This window comes from Candidatus Jettenia sp. AMX1 (assembly GCF_030263775.1).
Classification (GTDB): domain Bacteria; phylum Planctomycetota; class Brocadiia; order Brocadiales; family Brocadiaceae; genus Jettenia; species Jettenia caeni.
The window spans coordinates 1-19,225 of record NZ_SZPP01000058.1; the positions used below are offsets into that span (position 1 = coordinate 1).

At 39.7% G+C, this 19,225-nt stretch carries 15 protein-coding genes; 7 read left to right on the top strand and 8 right to left on the bottom strand.

Translation table 11 applies throughout. The features are described from left to right. On the top strand, positions 1 to 183 hold a 183-nt coding region (locus tag FBQ94_RS15080; protein ID WP_285442232.1), incomplete at its 5' end, for a hypothetical protein. Positions 184 to 451: 268 nt separating this feature from the next. On the opposite strand, the gene FBQ94_RS15085 is transcribed toward FBQ94_RS15080, so the two are convergent. Then, positions 452 to 775, bottom strand: a complete 324-nt coding sequence (locus FBQ94_RS15085; RefSeq protein ID WP_007221432.1) for a hypothetical protein — start codon at positions 773 to 775, stop codon at positions 452 to 454. Between the two features lie 433 nt (positions 776 to 1,208). Between FBQ94_RS15085 and FBQ94_RS15090 the strand changes: the two genes are divergently transcribed. Together FBQ94_RS15090 and FBQ94_RS15095 are read left to right on the top strand one after the other, a co-directional pair. Next, positions 1,209 to 1,679: a NanQ anomerase/TabA/YiaL family protein gene (locus FBQ94_RS15090; RefSeq protein ID WP_007221431.1), complete on the top strand. Its 471-nt coding sequence runs from the start codon at positions 1,209 to 1,211 to the stop codon at positions 1,677 to 1,679. 135 nt (positions 1,680 to 1,814) lie between these two features. Beyond that, the gene (locus FBQ94_RS15095; protein ID WP_007221430.1) at positions 1,815 to 2,219 is read left to right on the top strand and encodes a surface-adhesin E family protein; all 405 of its coding nucleotides are present in this window, start codon (positions 1,815 to 1,817) and stop codon (positions 2,217 to 2,219) included. 159 nt (positions 2,220 to 2,378) lie between these two features. On the opposite strand, the gene FBQ94_RS15100 is transcribed toward FBQ94_RS15095, so the two are convergent. The 3 genes from FBQ94_RS15100 to FBQ94_RS15110 all read right to left on the bottom strand — a co-directional run bounded on the left by FBQ94_RS15100 (position 2,379) and on the right by FBQ94_RS15110 (position 5,468). Beyond that, on the bottom strand, positions 2,379 to 3,635 hold the full coding sequence (locus FBQ94_RS15100; protein ID WP_007221429.1) for a tetratricopeptide repeat protein: 1,257 nt from the start codon (positions 3,633 to 3,635) through the stop codon (positions 2,379 to 2,381). A 242-nt stretch (positions 3,636 to 3,877) separates the two neighbouring features. Then, a complete protein-coding gene (locus tag FBQ94_RS15105) occupies positions 3,878 to 4,594 on the bottom strand; it encodes an MgtC/SapB family protein (RefSeq protein WP_007221428.1) in 717 nt (238 codons plus the stop codon). 28 nt (positions 4,595 to 4,622) lie between these two features. Further along, positions 4,623 to 5,468, bottom strand: a complete 846-nt coding sequence (locus FBQ94_RS15110) for an MBL fold metallo-hydrolase (protein ID WP_007221427.1) — start codon at positions 5,466 to 5,468, stop codon at positions 4,623 to 4,625. Between the two features lie 546 nt (positions 5,469 to 6,014). On the opposite strand from FBQ94_RS15110, the gene FBQ94_RS15115 reads away from it, so the two are divergent. From FBQ94_RS15115 to FBQ94_RS15125, 3 genes are all read left to right on the top strand, one after another. Then, positions 6,015 to 8,663, top strand: coding sequence for a peptidase U32 family protein (locus FBQ94_RS15115; RefSeq protein WP_007221425.1), 2,649 nt, complete (start codon positions 6,015 to 6,017; stop codon positions 8,661 to 8,663). 885 nt (positions 8,664 to 9,548) lie between these two features. Next, on the top strand, positions 9,549 to 11,693 hold the full coding sequence (gene recQ / locus FBQ94_RS15120) for a DNA helicase RecQ (protein WP_007221424.1): 2,145 nt from the start codon (positions 9,549 to 9,551) through the stop codon (positions 11,691 to 11,693). Between the two features lie 250 nt (positions 11,694 to 11,943). Continuing rightward, positions 11,944 to 12,147, top strand: a complete 204-nt coding sequence (locus tag FBQ94_RS15125; RefSeq protein ID WP_285442233.1) for a hypothetical protein — start codon at positions 11,944 to 11,946, stop codon at positions 12,145 to 12,147. A 482-nt stretch (positions 12,148 to 12,629) separates the two neighbouring features. Here FBQ94_RS15125 and FBQ94_RS15130 read toward each other — a convergent pair whose 3' ends face one another. The 4 genes from FBQ94_RS15130 to FBQ94_RS15145 all read right to left on the bottom strand — a co-directional run bounded on the left by FBQ94_RS15130 (position 12,630) and on the right by FBQ94_RS15145 (position 17,462). Further along, positions 12,630 to 14,792: a DUF7948 domain-containing protein gene (locus tag FBQ94_RS15130; protein WP_007221422.1), complete on the bottom strand. Its 2,163-nt coding sequence runs from the start codon at positions 14,790 to 14,792 to the stop codon at positions 12,630 to 12,632. Positions 14,793 to 14,890: 98 nt separating this feature from the next. Continuing rightward, positions 14,891 to 16,276 (bottom strand): nucleotide sugar dehydrogenase, encoded by a 1,386-nt coding sequence (locus FBQ94_RS15135; RefSeq protein ID WP_007221421.1) that lies wholly within the window; start codon positions 16,274 to 16,276, stop codon positions 14,891 to 14,893. 425 nt (positions 16,277 to 16,701) lie between these two features. After that, positions 16,702 to 17,124: a hypothetical protein gene (locus tag FBQ94_RS15140; RefSeq protein ID WP_007221420.1), complete on the bottom strand. Its 423-nt coding sequence runs from the start codon at positions 17,122 to 17,124 to the stop codon at positions 16,702 to 16,704. Between the two features lie 38 nt (positions 17,125 to 17,162). Then, positions 17,163 to 17,462: a GIY-YIG nuclease family protein gene (locus FBQ94_RS15145; RefSeq protein ID WP_007221419.1), complete on the bottom strand. Its 300-nt coding sequence runs from the start codon at positions 17,460 to 17,462 to the stop codon at positions 17,163 to 17,165. A gap of 721 nt (positions 17,463 to 18,183) precedes the next feature. Between FBQ94_RS15145 and FBQ94_RS15150 the strand changes: the two genes are divergently transcribed. After that, complete coding sequence (locus FBQ94_RS15150) at positions 18,184 to 18,756, top strand: peptidylprolyl isomerase (RefSeq protein ID WP_007221418.1); 573 nt, start codon at positions 18,184 to 18,186, stop codon at positions 18,754 to 18,756. Positions 18,757 to 19,225: the final 469 nt, after the last annotated feature.

Genomic DNA, 19,225 nt, shown 5'->3' on the forward strand with positions numbered 1-19,225 from the left:
TTCATACTGATATACTTATCCTACAAAATAATTTATGGTACTCTTTCCCTTATTCTCTTAGTATATCAGATATTTATCCGGCTTTGTGCAACAAAGCCACTTCAAATTATGAAATTTTCAGGTGTTGGGTTTGCAAAAGTTGCTTTTCATGATATAATAATTATGGAGTGTGGGGAGTGTTAGATGGGTTAAACGTTCCCAAAGGTGTATTTATACGCAAAAAACACCGATTAAAAGTTGCAGACTTTAATTTGTATAGTAAATTTCAATATCCCCATACTCCATGATTCAATGTTCTCTAAAAACATTCAGTAGCGGTAAAATCAAGACGTAATAAATTTTGTAAAGGGATATAAAGTGCGTTGATAGCAAGTCGCTACTGTTAATTATAGATTAATACGGAATTTCAAGGCCTGATATACCAAATTGATCAATGTATATCAGGCTATTTTTATTTATAGACTATATTCACACGATCGAGATAATTTGTAAGTTTACTCACCTGTTTCCGTATTTCGTGCGGATTTTTGTCTTTTGCAGCCTGATAAAGAGACAGACCGATATCGCATATCGCATCGAACCCATAGCCTTCACCCGCTCCTTTCATACTGAGCCCTACTATCTGTATGGTATCATAATCACATAGTTCCAAAGCCTCCAAAGCAGATTTAATATCATTTCTTCTATTTTTGAAGAATGCAGGTATAAAATTAGCAATGGTGCTGTTCACGAAAACGGTAATCTTTTCATCCTGTTTTGAGTTACTATTTAGCATACCGTTCTCTTAAAATTACGTGATGGAGGCATTTCTCTATTGCAATTCTTTGTAATGTACACATAATCTTCCTGAAAGAACGTTCTAAAAAGCTTTTCATTTTTAAAATATTTGCAGCCAAATTCAGTTAATGAAAAGACTGTCTGAAAAGACAAAGAACTATGATTTATACTAATTAAGAAAAATGTATGCCAATAAAGGAATATGAGATATAATTTATATTCAAATATGAATACAGGGAGAAAAATTGATAGTATACTGTTATAGAATCATCATCAGGGTCTATACAGAGTTGCGACATGATACAACAATGTGATATCGCAGAAATGGGACATGGCACAACAAAAAGAGTAATTTTGCAGATTGATCTTCCTGATTTTTTTATTTTCTTTGGCTATTATTTTTAACTACATATTCTCAATTGAGGTAGGGTATGATTATTGACCGTTTGGAAAATTGGGAAACTTACTTTTCCGGAGCAGCCTGGAAGCGTGCCTTTGATTTCTTAACATCTCTCAAACCCGATGTGGAAGAGAAGGAATATACACTACAAGGAAAGGATATTTTTGTGCGGGTCATGAGTTACGAGACACGTCTCCCTAACATGGCAATGCTGGAAGCGCATCAAAACTATATAGATATCCAGACTGTGCTTATAGGCACTGAAGGTATCGAGTGGTTTCCAATCGATACCCTTCAGATTAAGATACCATATAATATGGAAAAAGATGTAGCGTTCTACCATCGGCCACGAATGTGTCCGGCCCGTGTTGACGCATATCCCGGCACTTTCGTTGTTCTGTTTCCAGGGGATGCACACATACCACAACTGGTTGTAGGAGATTCTACAAAATTAGTAAAGAAAGCTGTAGTAAAAATAAGCGGAGCACTGGTAAAACCTTAGAGAGAATATAAAACCACAGAGCATTCAGGATAAGGCCATAAGCGTGGCATATATTAAATTAACCATGTAGATTTGAACAATCCCATATAAAATTCATTTTTGGAGGAATACTTTATAAAGTATAGAACTTATATCATGAAACCATTCATCAAGCCCGTTATCTTTTTATCTTTACTTTTCAGTGTTATCGTATCTTTTTCCCGTATTGAAGCGGGGGACGAGAAATGGAAGTATTATGCTACGAGTAAAGACAACACCAAACATTACTATGATGTAAAAAGTATAACATATACCTCTGATAATCTTGTTAGAGTATGGGATAAAACGATTGTCTCTGAGAATTCAAACTCTTTAACAAGAGAGATGAGGATGCTGAGAGAAATAGATTGTTCTAAAAGAAGGTACCGCTCTCTTGAGATGCGCGTGGAGTATATAGATGGAAGTGAAAAAGAAAAAATCTATTCCCGCCCTGAATGGATACCTATCACATCTAATACATGGATAGAAGGCCTGTGTGAAATTGTATGTAAGAAAAAGTAACGGATAGATATACTATTCCATTTCTCTGAGGGTAAATACGCCATTAAGTTTTATTCAAAGGAAAAAGAGGATTTTACTCACTCCTTTTCGTAATTCTCTTGTACATTCTTTATCATGAATAGTACCAATAGTTATTATGCCGGTAAACAGTTCCACAATTTACTTATTACACTGTCCTGTTAATTTTTGATATATTGAAAACTCCCGATGCGCCTCTTCTTCCATACCCTTTCGCTTGTAAATCATACCTAAACCATAATGTGCCTTTGCAAAATTGGGATCAATTCTGATCGTTTCTTCGAGCGCTTTCGCAGCGTCGTCAAGAACCTTGCTTTGTGAGTATGCACTGCCAAGATCAAAGTATACGGATGGATCGTAAGGGTTTACCTCTATGGACTTTTGTAATGAGATAATTGCTTCATCAAGAGCCCTTTTATCTGAATAAGGATTCTGGATATTGTAATGTGCCGCCGCTGCCTTTTGAACTGAAGCTATAGCCTTAGCCAACACCCGCTTATCAGCATATGCCTTACCAAGTCTGTAATGGGCTTCTGCGTCATCAGAGTCAAGTTTTACCACTGTACTAAATTCTTCAATAGCATTGTCAAATAATCGCTCATCAGCATAAACGATTCCCAGATTATAATGCACCTTGGGATTCTTAGGGTCAATTTCTATCGATTTCTTGTAGGCATCCATTGCATTATCAGTATCGCCTTTCGCATAATAGGTTAAACCGAGATGATAATGTGCCGGAGCATGATGAGGATTGATATCGGTAACTTTTTTAAATTCAGACAATGCCTCGTCCAGCAGTTTCATATCTAAGTAGACCTGCCCCAGACAAAAATGGGCATCCGTATAATTAGGATTAATCACAATAGCCGCCATAAATGCACAGATGGCCTCTTCTTTCTCATTTTCACCTACATAGGCTAATCCCAAATGATAGTGAGTAACGGCATCTTGTGGATTAATATCTAATACTTTTTTATACTCCTGAACTGCTTCACGAAACATCTTTTTGGATCTATAGATATCGCCTAGTTTGCTATACGCCAATTCATGGTTAGGATCTAATTGCACCACAGATTGAAGCGCGGCTACCGCTTCCTCCCAAAGGCCCTTATTCATATAAAGCAAACCAAGCTGGAAAAATGCATCCTTACAGGTTGGGTCGATCTCGACTGTCTTTTTTAACTCTGCGATTGCCTCATTCGCCATAGTTCTATTATTATAAGCCATCCCCAGATTATAGTGTGCTTCAGCCAGGTTGGGGTTAATATGAATGGCCTTTTGGTATGCAAGTATAACCTCATCGGGCATATCAACCTTAGAACATCCGTATACACCTCCAGAAACTAATACTGCCATTAATATCGGTACCCTGAATGGCGATACTAGATTCTTTATCATTACAGAGTCTCCTATGAAAACTTTTATCGATAAATAAATTATGTATAACGGACTTCAAACACTTATGTCCCATAAAAGTCTTTAGTAACTATCTCCCTTTTTTTTATTACTTTTAAGATAAAAAGCATGGAAAATCATACCTTGCCGCAACTTCGGGCAATCCGATTTTACGGGAAATATATCAAATAGGTTGTATATTGTCAAATGTTTATTGGACAGATATTTAGATAATTAAAGGGCGCCTATTCCCAACCAAATTTCCGAATTTCCTTAATTGACTCTATAATTTCATCAGAAACCTTCGAGACTGATGCATCTTCTCTAAACTTCACACTAATATTATAGAGGATCTCATTTTTCACAAGGTCTCTCTCATACCCGTAATTTTGTAATTGCATGGAGTTCCTGTTTAATATCTCTGTAATCGATGTAAAAAGCGGGCCAGAACCTGATATATAAAGCCGAAGCGTTTTGTATTTATCGTTCTTGATATTCCAATCGAAAAGTGGCAACAATAATAATGAAAAAAGAGCCAAAACGGTGGTGAGTATAGCGGGCATATAGTAACCACTTCCTATTGCCAAACCGATGCCCGCCACAACCCATAAGGATGCAGCCGTTGTCAAACCTCTAACCGATGTTCTAAACTTCATAATAGTGCCGGCTCCCAGGAAGCCAATACCGGTTAGCACCTGAGCAGCAATCCTGGCAGGATCAACCCGTATAACGGAGTCGACAGTATACGCTCTGTATTTTTCAAAAATATGCTCGGAGACTAACATCATCAAGGTTACACCTACGCACACCAGAATATGGGTCCGTAATCCTGCCGGACGTCCCCGTCGCTCCCTTTCCCACCCGAGAATACCACCCAAAAAAGCCGATAGCAGAAGTTTTCCAACAGAAGCATCAATATTCTCTATAACATTTAAAAGATTTTCTATAATAATGTGAGGCATATCTCCTCCTTATCAAAGGTATTAAATATCAATATATCTTTACTTCTTCAGTATCGAACCGATCATCCACTTTCTTAAGATAGCCCATCCGAACTTTAGGATCGTGCTGAAAGATCAGAAGCCACTGTTCATCAAATGCTTGTTTTAGTATGTTTTTCTTCTGCTGCAGGGTTTCTAAAGGAAATAAATCGTATGCAGAAATATAAGGATAACGGAGATGTGCAATCGTGGGAATGAGATCAGCCAGAAAGAAAGCAATTTTCCCTTCGGATTCCATTTTTACACATTGATGATGACGGGTATGTCCCCCAATTCTTACCAGTGAAATCCCTTTATCAATTTCTGCAATCTCATCATCTATCAAGGTAAGATACTTAGAATCACCGATAGGAAGAAAATCCTCCTTTATATAACTTGCCTTTGTCCTTTCATTGACATCCAGGGCTGCTTCCATCTCCCCTTTTTGAATGAGATATTTCGCTTTTGGAAATGCGGGAGTAATTTCACCCTGTTCATTAAAGGTTGTATTTCCACCGGCATGATCAAAATGGAGATGGGTATTAATAACGAGATCGATATTTCTCGGTTGATATCCAAAGCGACATAAGGATTCCAGAAGGTTGGATTTTTTACCGATACCGTAAATCTTGCAAAATTTTTCATCATGCCTTGTTCCAACTCCTGTGTCGATAAGGATATTATATTTCTTCGTTACAACCAAAGGGCAATGGAGAGCAAGCTGTATCCTGTTTTTTTCATCAGGCAGATATATCTTTTCCCATAAGACACGGGGCACAACACCAAAAACTGCTCCACCATCAAGATAAAAGTAGCCGTCATTAACCGGATAGATTTCAAATTTGCCAAGCTTCATTTTTCACGTTTTCAGTAAATTTAGATTATGAAAAGAGTTATCTCCAGGAACTATGGTATACTATTTCCAATTATATAACATTCTCAATATCAGTCAATAACGAGATCCTTCAGAAGTAAGATTTACCAAAGACGCCTTTTGTTGCCATAATAATTTATGATTTATCTTTTGAATATCCCATAAATTTTCTATACTTATAAATAAAGTAATTATTACATTTTAAACAATACTACTCCTCTTATAGAAAAATGAGTAAGTGTAAAGATAAAAAGTACCCATGTGACGACTGTTTTAGTTGTCAGTTTTGCAGTGATGAACGCTGTTCCATGTGTTTGTGTAACAAGCATAAGGCCAGACAATTAAGCGTAGAAGAGCAGATTGCCTTGTATGAAGCATTAAACAAAGATACTTTTAAGTAAGGCCACAATTTCACTATATGTATTCTTACACGGTGAATAAATCTTCCCTGGCGCCTCTTAAATTTTTATATATCCGCATAATGGTGAAATCTGTAGTTACCGGTATTTGGTTAAATGTAAAAATTACATGATCATGATAAAGAACCATTCCCACGCCCTATCATCTTATCCACAATCTCAACGAAAAAAGCCCGAGTTATTATCCCCTGCCGGTACTATGGAATGTTTTTTTGCTGCTGTTGAGAATGGAGCTGATGCCGTTTACCTGGGTCTCAATGATTTTAGCGCCCGCGCCAGTGCAGAAAACTTTAGCCTGAACGATGCCAGCAAGGCTATTGCTTATGCGCATGAAAGGCATATCAAGGTTTATATCGCCCTGAATACCCTGATCAAAACCAGCGAATTGGATAAGATTGTGGACTATTTAATCGCATTGGAAGAACTGCAACCTGATGCCATCATCCTCCAGGATCTGGGACTCCTCTCTTTAATACAATCCCAATTCCCCCAATTTACCGTTCATGCCAGCACACAAATGGCCATTCATACTATTGCCGGAGTCAAACAACTGGAGAAGATGGGGTTTAAACGCATCGTCCTGGCCCGGGAATTATCAATGGATGAGATTAATCATATCTCACAAAATACCTCCGCAGAGATAGAGGTCTTTATCCATGGAGCGCTTTGTTACTCCTATTCCGGATTATGCTTCTTCAGCAGTGTGATAGGTGGCCGAAGCGGAAATCGTGGGCGCTGCGCACAGCCATGCAGGATGTATTACAAGGATCAACAAAATAAAGGTGGATATTATTTTTCTATGAAGGACCTTCTTACACTTCCTTATATAAGCAATCTGATACATGCAGGTGTCCATTCATGTAAAATTGAAGGACGTATGAAATCACCAGAATATGTTGCCGTAGTAACACATGCTTACCGGCAGGCCATTGATGGTAAATTATATGACTACGATGCTGCTGTTCACCGTATAAAAACCGTTTTTAGCCGGGAAACAACCCATTCGTATTTATTGAGAGAAAGTGATTATAAAAATGAAAAAATTATCAGGAATGGTCCGGTAAAGGCGGCAGATATGATTAACTCATCATATCCTGCAAATGTCGGATCTTACGCCGGTGAAGTAATAAAATCAGAAAAGGGATGCCTTACCATAAGGGCAGATACGGAGATTGGTGTAAGGGACCTGCTACAGGTTTTTGAGAATACTTTGGCAAAACCGGCATTGCTATCTGTTAAGACTATCGTGATGAAAGGGAAAAGGGTATTTAGTATAAAGGCAGGTGATATTGCTGCGATTCCTACCGAACACTACTATAGACAAGGCGCAAAGCTCTATCTGCTTTCTTCCCGGAAGGTTCATGAGATGTTTTCCTCAAAGATGCCGAAAAAGCTCGCACCTTCTCAGATACCAGCCGATCTCAAAGTAAGAATAAGGCCAGATGGTATTAGCATACAAGGGGTTGTACAGAACGCCCTATATACTAAGGACTATCCTATAAATCTGGAGAAAGGAATCCATAAGATAATTCAGGAGGAAGATATAAAAAGATGCTTCTCCCGTTCAGGTGAGACGCCGTTTAGATTAGCCAGCATGCATGCCGATATATCCGGGGATTTATTTGTCCCGCTCAGCATATTAAATGATATTCGAAGAGATTATCTCCAAAATTTATCAGCAACATGGATGAAGAATAGGGAGTATAGAGGTAAAAACATAAAGGAGTGGATAAAGGATACCATTACCAGATTCAATATCCCGAACAGCAATATTTTCTTAAATCCCCCTTTTCTAAAACATTCACCCCTTCCCCCTTTTTTAAAGGAGGATCAAGGGGGATTTGGAGGTATTCCCGGCAGTACTACAGCTAAAGAGGCATATTCACAAAGCATTATTTCTGAAAATGAAATGAAACTATCTATCAAAGTTGATAACCTGGATTATTTGAATTACATACCGTTAGAAAAAATGTATAAGATATACATCTTACTAACAGATAAAATCTTCACAAACGATAATCATCCTCAACCCCCCTTTATACAAGAGAAAGTTTATGAAATTTTTACGAAAAGAGGGCTACCGGAAATGAATGATAAGATCATTTTCTCATTTCCTGCTATTATGAGAGATCAAGGGAATGCATCTATCCCCTATGAACATTTTAAAAAGATCCTCAATGAATTGATCTCCCAGGGATTCAGGCAATTTCAGGTTTCAAACCTGGGAGCAATAGGTCTGTTTGAAGGAAAGGATGTCCTATTGTACGCCGATTATCCCTTGTATTGTCTAAATCCGCTCTCTGCAATAAAACTGAAAGGATTAGGATTTAACCGATGCACCTTATCACCCGAAGATGATAAAGATAATTTACAGAAGCTGTTTTCTCCCCATACAGACATAGTTATTTACCAGGATATTCCGCTCTTCATCTCCGAAACCTGCATTTGGGCACATAAGAAGGGGACTTGTCCTGGAAAAAATCGGTGTAATTTCAAGCAAGTGATTGTAGAAAATGAATATGGCGATAAACTCATAGCAATGGACAATGAATGTAAGACCATAGTCATTCATGAAAAGCCATTTTCTCTTATCCACTATATCCCAAAATTCCTTGAGGCAGGACAAACACATTTCAGGGTTGATTTGTGTTATAAGGATTATACCCCTGATATGATACATACTCTATTCTCAAAGATTCAAAACACGAGCAAAATAAAAGATTCATTGATCGGAAATTTTGAAAGAGGTTTACTATAGTACCATGAGGTTATCTTTGGCAGGAGAGACGTAAAATCTTACGTCTCTCCTCATGAAAAAACGGAATCGATGTAGGGCGAGGCTTTAGCCTCATACGCATCAAGCTAAGCGCCGACAGCTTGTTCCCAAACTCTGTTTGGGAACACACATGTACGAGAAACTCCGTTTCTCGAATCAATGGTAGAACAGGCATCTTGCCTGTTCTACCGTGATAAACCTGAATGATAGTGTGTATGATTCCTCAGGAGAGGCAGGTTTCAAACCTATCCCTACTCGAAACAGAGTTTCGAGGCAATTGCGTTCCCAAACAGAGTTTGGGAACGAGCCACTGAGCTTAGCTTGATGCGTATGGGCTTTAGCCTTGCCGCCCCCGCCTGAATAGCGCATGGGGGATGGCAACTCTAAAGGGTTGCCCTACGGAATTGAAATTCCTCAACATTAAACGCAGAGATACACGATGTTGCAATGGTACAGGCGCAGGATTTTGAAGACGCAAGACGTTGCGTTTGTCGGTTGTAGAGACGCAAAATCTTGCGTCTCTACCTAATCCCGTAGGGATGTCATGATTATAGAAAAAGCAGAAACAAGCCCTTCAACCCCGAAGGGGTGACATGGGATATCTGCATTGAGATGTCATCCCTTCGGGATCTGATGGTAGGGTATATTGTACCCAGAATCATTTCGCACTTTCGGGGTTGAATGCGGTATGTTCGGTTTCATACAAAGGGTACTGTAGATTATAGAGTATCTATCATTGCAAGGGCTTTATCCGGAGCAGTCTTTTAATCCCCCTTGATCCCCCTTTAGAAAAGGGAGAAATATGTGAGTGGTTGAGAAAAGGGGAAAAATATACGAGTATTTTAGAAACAGATAATCTAAAGAACTATGTACAAAACATTACAAAAATATTTTGGCTATACAAGCTTTTACCCCCTTCAGGAGGACATTATTAAGGAAGTATTGGCGCAAAGAGATGCCTTTGTCCTTATGCCGACAGGAGGTGGTAAATCCTTATGTTATCAACTGCCTGCCCTGCTTTTTAGCGGTGTGACGATTGTCGTCTCTCCCCTCATTGCCTTGATGAAGGATCAGGTTGATGGATTGCTTGCTAACGGTATCCCGGCAATATTTATTAATAGTTCATTGAGCTATAGTGAAATCGATGCAAAAAGGCAAAGTTTATTAAATAATGAAATAAAGATTCTGTATATTGCGCCAGAAAGATTATTTATGCCGGAATTTCTGCAGTTTTTGCAAGGGTTGAAGATTTCCCTGTTTGCAATTGATGAATCACACTGTATTTCAGAATGGGGACACGATTTCAGACCCGAATATCGTCAGCTGGAGATATTGAAGGAGAAATTCCCCAAAGTACCTGTTATGGCCCTGACAGCTACCGCTACACCTGCCGTTCAGAAAGATATTATCTTACAATTGAAGTTATCAGATTGCAGGATTTTCAAGGCGAGTTTTAACAGGAAAAATCTGTATTACCAGATTAAACCTAAAGATAACCCATATCATCAAATACTCCACTATTTGAAAAGTCGAAAGAAGGACTCGGGAATCATCTATTGCCAAAGCCGTAAAACCGTGGAGAGTTTAACAACAAGCTTGCAGGCAGAAGGATATCGCGTCCTGCCATACCATGCAGGTTTACCCGCTGAAGTGAGAACGGAAAACCAGGAGCGGTTTATCCATGACGATGTTGAAATTATCGTGGCAACGATTGCCTTCGGTATGGGTATTGATAAACCTGATGTACGATATGTGATCCACTATGATTTACCGAAAAGCATCGAAGGATATTACCAGGAAACAGGACGTGCAGGAAGGGATGGATTAAAAAGTGATTGTATCTTGCTCTTTAGTTACGCGGATAAATTTAAAATAGAGTATTTTATTCATCAAAAGATAGATGAAAATGAAAAGCTGATTGCATATAAACAGTTGAGGCACCTAACAAACTATTGTGAGGGCAATATTTGCCGAAGAAAGTTATTGCTGGATTATTTTGGTGAAAAATTCGATGAACCGAATTGTAACAATTGTGATGTTTGTTTAGAGCCAAAGGAACGATTTGACGGAACGATTGCTGCACAAAAAATATTATCGTGCATTTACAGGGTAGGTGAACGATTTGGAGTAAATTACATTATTGATGTCTTACAAGGTTCGAAAAATCAAAAGGTATTGCAGAACCGGCACGATACGATTAAGACATATGGTGTAGGGAAAGAATATACAAAATCTCAGTGGCAGGCGTTTACCCGTGAGTTAATTCAATTAGGGTACATAAAACTTGACGGAGATAAATACCCCGTCTTAAGGCTAAACGAAAAAAGCCAAAAAGTATTATTACGTAACGAGAAGGTATTTTTGACAAAACCCGAAGAACCACTTCACATTCCGAAGGATGAAAGGGATGGGGATTACGATCGTACCTTATTTGAACGTTTAAGAAATCTCAGAAAAACACTTGCTGACAAGGAGTTTGTGCCCCCTTATATTATCTTCCATGATACCAGTCTTAAAGAAATGTCTATCTGTTATCCTCAAAATTTGCCTGATTTGCGGAAAATAAATGGTATTGGGGAACAAAAATTACATAAATATGGAGAGATTTTTCTCAAGGAAATTACTGATTACTGTAAACAACACCATATCGAATCGAAACCAATTATCCATAAACATCCTGAATTTCCTGTAAAACAGCCAAAGACTCTCACTACTCAAACAACCTTAGAACTTTACCGGCAACACCTTACCCTCGGAGAAATTGCGCAACAAAGGGGTTTGGCGTTATCCACTATTGTTTCTCATATAGAAAAACTCATATTAGATGGCGAGGATATTTCAATAGACAGCTTCATACCCCCTGAAAAACAGCAGCATATCAGGCAAACCCTGGAAGCGTTAGGCATGAAGTTCATGACCCCGGTAAAAGAAAAACTTGGAAACGACTACTCCTATGAAGAGATAAGATTGGTTAGGGCAAAAATGATGAGTAAATGCGGAAAAGAGAGATAACTACAGGTAGAAATTGTCAGTTATTATTACAGGAAAGCCCAAAGGTCTCCTATACGATTTTTAGCAATTTTGGGAGTAGTCCTGTGTCATTTTAGGCAATTGATTTTCAGTTGCTCTTATGTATCTTTTTGCGCTATAATATTTTTTTAATGGCCTAATCCTGCAACAAGGCTTTGCCTTGTTTGCAGGATTTATAGCATCCAAGAGATGAGACCGGACAGAATATGGAAAAAACTGAATCTTTGGCTGTATGCAAGTGTATGAAATGTATGGGATTCTTAAAAATATCATTGCGAGGAGTGAAGCGGTTGCGAGGCGAAAGCTGAAGCAAACTCGGAGATTCCTTGCTGATAAGCTCGGAACAGGCTCCACAATCTATACCTTTGGGATTGCTTCGGATAAGACCCTCGCAATGACACATACGAAGAGGGTCTCTTATACGAAATTACATTGACCAGATACTCGATACGTAATGCGCAGTATTTATAAGAGGCCCCTGACATTAATTAGGCCTTCGGCAACTTTTGTTTTGCGGCCAGGCGTAGGGGCGAAGCATTTGCCGTTCAGCGTATACATAGTATTTTAGGCCAATAACGGCAAATGCTTCGCCCCTACAATATAGAAGACAAACCCAACGACTTTTTACCCACCCCTAAATCCCCTCCAGAGAGGGGGCTTTTTGATTCCCCTCTTGAGAGGGGTTAGGGGGTGTGTTAATGGCATAATGATAAACTTTCAATTTCCTATACATTAATTAGGCCTTCGGCAACTTACCTACAAATTTCTCCCCCCTTGATGGGAGGGATTAAGGGAGGGTGATCTGCTTGCTTGTCCACCCCCACCTAACCTCCCCCATCAAGGGGGAGGATCTGGCAATTTGAAATTCCTATACATGAAATAGTGGAATAGCTTCTCCTGCTTCTACAGATATAATCTTTATTCACCAATCTTTGCTATAAAAGCATCACAAATACCATCCAAAGCAAGCTGTAATGGATTTGCAATGGGAAAGCCGGTCGACCTGGTAGAACCCGTTACATAAGCATTCCCTGATGTATCTACGGCAATGCCAGAACCCATGTCGAGGTCACTACCGCCAAGGTACGTTGAGTAAATAAAGACAGAACCGGTAGAATTCAACTTTGTCACAAAGGCATCGGAGGCGCCGCCATAGGCAGGCTGCAGAGGATTTGCAGTGGGAAAATAGCCTGACCTGGTAGAACCAGTTACATAGGCATTCCCTGAAGCATCTACAGCAATACCAAATCCCTGATCAGTTTTACTGCCGCCAAGATAGGTTGAGTAAATAAAGGCAGAGCCGGCGCAGGTTAACCCGGTGGGATTCAATTTTGTTACAAAGGCATCGGAACTGCCGCCGCCATAAGCAGGCTGCAGAGGATTTGCAGTGGGAAAGTTGTATGACTCAGTAGAACCCGTTACATAGGCATTCCCTGAAGCATCTGCGGCAATGCCACAACCTATGTCGAGTTCACTACCGCCAAGGTACGTTGAGTAAATAAAGGCAGAACCGGTGGAATTCAACTTTGTCACAAAGGCATCAGAGGAACCACTATTCGATGATTGCAATGAATTTACTGTGGGAAAATAGCCTGACCTGGTAGAACCAGTTATATAGGCATTCCCTGAAGTGTCTACAGCAATACCAAATCCCTGATCAGTTTTACTGCCGCCAAGATAGGTTGAGTAAATAATGGCAGAACCAGTGGAATTCAATTTTGTTACAAAGGCATCGGAGCTGCCGCCGCCATAAGCAGGCTGCAAAGGATTTGCAGTGGGAAAGTTGTATGACTCAGCAGAACCCGTTACATAGGCATTCCCTGAAGCATCTGCGGCAATGCCAGAACCCGTGTCGAGGCTACTACCACCGAGGTACGTTGAGTAAATAAAGACAGAACCGGTGGAGTCCAACTTTGTCACAAAGGCATCGGAACTGCCGCCGCCATAAGTGAACTGCAGAGGATTTGCAGTGGGAAAGTCGGCAGAATGAGTACGACCCGTTACACAAACATTCCCTGAGGCATCAACAGCAATGCCGAAGCCATGATCGTGACTGCTTCCCCCAAAGTAGGTTGAATAGATAAGAACTGATCCGGTAGGATCCAGTTTTGTCACAAAGGCATCAAAGGAATCGCCTCCGGTTGATTGTACCGGATTTGTAGTGGGAAAATTTGCCGAATAGGTAGAACCGGTTACATAGGCATTTCCTGAGACGTCTACCGCAATGCTAAGACCAGCATCATTACTGCTCCCTCCGAGATAAGTAGAGTAGCTTAACACAGGGTCGATCGTGAGCGGTAATTTCGTGTTATAAGCAGCTACACGAAAACCGATATTCCGATTGCTCTTGAGCATATACTTCGCATCTACAGGTCTGCGCTGGCCATTTTCCTCCTGATAAACAACGGGCTTATGCCACATTACCTCACCACCGTTTGTGTATACTACCAGATTACCCTGAACATCCACTTTAACTTTATCAGCACCTTCAAGGCCCAGGGTGATAGCCTTTGGGTTAAAACCGGGAGTGACAATAAAATCATATTCCAATTGCCGATGATCCCCATAGTAAACCAGGTCTACGCCGGAATACACATCCTGATATTTGATTTTAGCATAGGTAGGAATATTCGTACGCCACTGTCTGGAATCGTTGCCAATACAATAATTAACCTTGCCAGGTTGCTCCTCCAGTCCAATTACTTCAGGTTGTGGATTAGCATCAACGAGTCTCATGCGAAGCACTGTGGATTGTGAATCTTGAATTTCAAGTTTTGGATTTGCAGACGATTTCACATTTCCCTTTTTATTCAAAGCCAATATAGCTTCCGTGGGAGTTAAAAAAAGGGTGCAACCATCACCCCGCAATAAGAACTTTACCCGACTATCTGTTTGTCCCTGGTTTGCCTCAAAGGTTAAAGGCAATTTCCCATAATCCTCTGGTAATAATACTTTTCCTGGTGAAGCGACATCTAAGGTGTGAAGATCGTGTGCATTGAGCACAAATACCGGAGCAAAGAGCAGGCATAACACGAAAACAACACTGCAAATGTACGTTACAATTGTAGAATAACTTCTCATGGTAAGAACCCTCCTTTCTCAAATCATTAAGGATATGTATTCCTTAAGATAACCATTGAGAATCATATTGCCTTAAAAGGCAGAAATACGGTAACAACCTAAAAATGTGTAAGAGCTGGTTTTCCTATCGGATAAACGTTAAAACCGATCTCATAGATTTTCTGATGATCAAGGATATTGCGGCCATCAAAAATAAAGGCCGGTTTCTGCATTTTATCATAAATCCTTTGATAATCCAGCGTCTTATATAATCCCCATTCAGTCATAATCGCAATAGCATGCGCATCCTGCGCTGCTGCATAAGGATCTATTTCAAATTCAACCCGTTCACGGATATCTTTCAAATCATGCCCTGCATTCGTTAAGGCCTCAGGATCGGTTATGATAACACGGGCATGTTCTTCAACTAATTTTCGGGCAATATAAATAGCGGGTGATTCACGGGTATCGCCGGTATTTGCTTTGAAAGCAAAACCAAAGAGAGCTATACGTTTGTGAGCAATGGTATTGAACATTACGTTAATCATATTTTTTACAAAACGCCCTTCCTGATATTCATTAATCTTTACAACACTCTCCCAGTATTGAGCAACTTCATGAAGACCGTAATATTCGCAGATGTATACCAGATTGAGGATGTCTTTCTTGAAACAAGAACCACCAAAGCCAACGCTTGCATTGAGAAATTTCGAGCCAATCCGGGAATCCATCCCGATTGCATGGGCCACTTTTTTAATATCGGCTTCTGTCTTTTCACACAAAGCGGAAATGCTGTTAATCGAGGAAATCCTCTGCGCCAAAAACGCATTTGCCACAAGCTTTGAGAGTTCTGCGCTCCAGACGTCACAGGTAATAATCCGATCTCTTGGAACCCAATTAGCATAAATTTCAACGATTGCCTCTCTTGCTTTCCGTCCTCTTTCGGTTTCCCTGGATCCAATAAGCACGCGGTCCGGATTTTCGAGATCAGAAATGGCGGTGCCTTCGGCTAAAAACTCCGGATTCGATATTACATCAAAATTAAGCCCTTTACCATTTGCGCTGAGAATTCGTTCCATTGCCTCGGCAGTCCGAACCGGCAATGTGCTTTTCTCAATAATAATCTTGTCTGATTCAGCTACCCGGAAGATATCCCGTGCTGTTTTTTCCCAAAATTGCAGATCTGCTGTTTTACCAGCCCCGCCGCCATACATCTTTGTGGGCGTATTGACAGAGACAAAAATAATATCCGCCCCTCTGATATTTTCTTCTATAGCAGTAGTAAAAAATAAATTCCTCCCCAGGGCCTTTTTTACAACCTCCAGCAAACCTGGTTCGTAAATAGGAAGATTTTCTGTTTGCCATGCACTGATCCTCTCTGCATTTATATCGGCCACAGTTACTTTGTATTGCGGACATTTTGCTGCAATCATGGCCATGGTAGGCCCGCCAACGTATCCTGCGCCAATGCATAGTATATTTTTGCTAAACTTCTTATCTGACATAATCTTGTATTCCCTGAGTTAAAATTAGATAAATAAACTATAGTAAATGCTCTTGATATCTCTTATCTCTATAAAGCAGATTTATACTATTATTCAATTTTATGATCGATGAAATAATGAGTGTTAGAATCATACTCAATATCAAGGCTTGTGTCAAGCTGATGAGAGCACTAAAATATATATGAAGTATTTCAAGGATGAAACCGAATATATCCTCAAACAGAGGAAAGATCACCCCGCTGGGCATTGCGAGGGTATTGTCTGAAGCAATCTCTTCTGAAACATGCAAAGGATTGCTTCGGAAAAGACCCTCGCAATGACATGTTTAGGGATTCCGTAACGTTCCATATACCAGTAGTATACAATCAAAGACTCAAATTGCACCATATTCTGTTCGGTTTCATCCATTGGATGCTATATCATAATCATCGAATGCCCGTATCAATACGGACATCGAGGTGTGTTTCTTCATTTTCAGCAACAATAACGGCAGCAGGTAAATCCTTAGTCAAATCCCCGGCAGGCATCTCGATACGATAAGAACCCGGTGATAATATAGCGCTATATTTACCCTCATCATCAGTCACTGCCGACCCAATCTCTTGCCCTTCTTGATTCAATATCACAAGCTTTATACCTGATGCAGGCTCTTCCGAAGAAATACCCTCCCTTTCTATGGGAGAAATTGGCCCACGGGTTACTTTCCCTGAAAGTCTTCCTTTTCCTGCCTTCATGTTTATGCCACGGGTTTTGAGATCAGCACTATTGCTCTGAGCACAACCAACAACCGATACGATCACAGCTAAAGTCATGACGAACATAACAAAACCATGCTGAATAATTTTCATAATGCATCACCTCTTTAATTTGAAGAAAATAAATAGTATCATTGAACCAGTCCATCATATAAATCCTTCCATTGCGGGTTCATCTCTTCAATCAATTCTAATTTCCATTTCCTATTCCATTTCTTTAATCGTTTTTCTCTCTCAATTGCGCTTTTTACATCGTTTGTCATTTCATAATAAACAGGGTGATGAACTTTATACTTTTTTGTAAATCCTTCGACTAAATCATTTTTATGTTCATAAACCCTTCTTATCAAATTGTTGGTAAAGCCGATGTATAAAGTCCCGTTTCTTTTATTTGCCAAAATATAGACAAAATAATATTTATCATAACTCATAAAGATTCCATTTCTGGATTTCAGTTTTTTATTTGTCATTCCCGCGAAAGCGGGAATCCAGTCTTTTGTTACAATTTTACATCTGGATTCCCGATAAAGACATTCGGGAATGACAGCCTTGATTTATTTGGTTATAATTTCATTGCGCATGCCATCCATCTTCCCTGTCATTCCTACAAAACTTGCCCTCCCAAAAATGAGCAGCAGGAAAAGCACATTAGTCCTTTCACCCCTTTTCTCCTATGATTAAAACTCTCTTGAATAGGTAATCCTCATTTACTTGATTCACATACTGTCTGCAATTTTTTCTTTCCTTAGACAATATTTCCAGAAGGATGCAGGCCATGTGGCCTTTTTATCTATGTATCAAAACCATAACTGTAACACTGTAGTTTTTTGAAAAATAACAATGCCAACTATTCTACCAATTTTAATTTACGATACAAATCCTTTTATTAGCTTTTCATGTATCCAGAACTTACGTGTCTGTTAATAAATCATGATAACAACGTATTATGAAAAAAATGTAGATTATTATCTCAAAAATAGTTAAAGTGTGGTGTATCGCAACATCGTGATGGTATAAAGATACTCACGTGCTCATAGCATATCAGGTATATGGTTCCCCAAAAAAGAATCGTACAAATTTATTAGCCGGAAAACTGTTAAAATTTATAAAAACAACAGATGGTAATTATTCCCTCATGAAAGGAGGATCCCTTTGAAAAAAATCGTAGTTATACTCTGTATTACCCTGTTTTATCTTGTCCAATCTGTTTATGCAAACCCGTCTAATCCCCGTGTTCAGTTAAAAACCAATCATGGGATTATTGCCCTGGAGCTTGATCCTCAATCGGCCCCAAAAACGGTGGAAAATTTTCTCCGTTACGCACGTGATGGATTTTATAATGGCGCTATTTTTCATCGGGTAATTAAGGGATTCATGATTCAGGGTGGGGGTTTGACTCCTGATATGCGTGAAAAACCTACCCGCGCTCCAATTACCAATGAGGCGGATAACGGACTCAAAAATAGCCGTGGCACGATAGCTATGGCGCGTAAGGCAGATCCTCACTCTGCCAGCTCTCAGTTCTTTATCAATACAGCGGATAACGACTTCCTTGATCATAAAGGAAAGAACTCTGCCGGATGGGGTTACTGTGTATTTGGCAAGGTTGTAGGTGGTATGAACGTGGTAGATGCCATTGAAAATCAGAGCACTGCATCTAAAAGCGGTTACGATGATGTCCCTCTTTTTCAAGTCATCATTGAGCAGGCAATTGTTGAAAAATAATGCCTATGTGAAAACTATAGCACCTTCTGTATGAGACCGAACATACCGCATCAACTCCGAAAGTGCGAAATGATTCTGGGTACAATATACCCTACCATGAAATTCCGAAGGGATGACATCCCAACGCAGATATCCCATGTCACCCCTTCGGGGTTGAAGGGCTTTTTTCTGCTTTTGCTATAATCATGACATCCCTACGGGATTGAGTACAGACGCAAAATCTTGCGTCTGTACAATCACAAGATTTTGCGTCTCTACAACCGACAAACGCAACATCTTGTATCTTTACCATTGCAACATCGTGTATCTCTGCGTTTAATGTTGAGAAATTTCAATTCCGTAGGGCGCCCTTTAGAGCTTGTGCAAAAAGTCCCAAGCGGGGTCATATACAGTATTGATCTAAATGTGAAAATACCGTATAGTGTGTTGTGACTAAAAATAGTCATACTTTTTGCACAGGCTCTTTAGG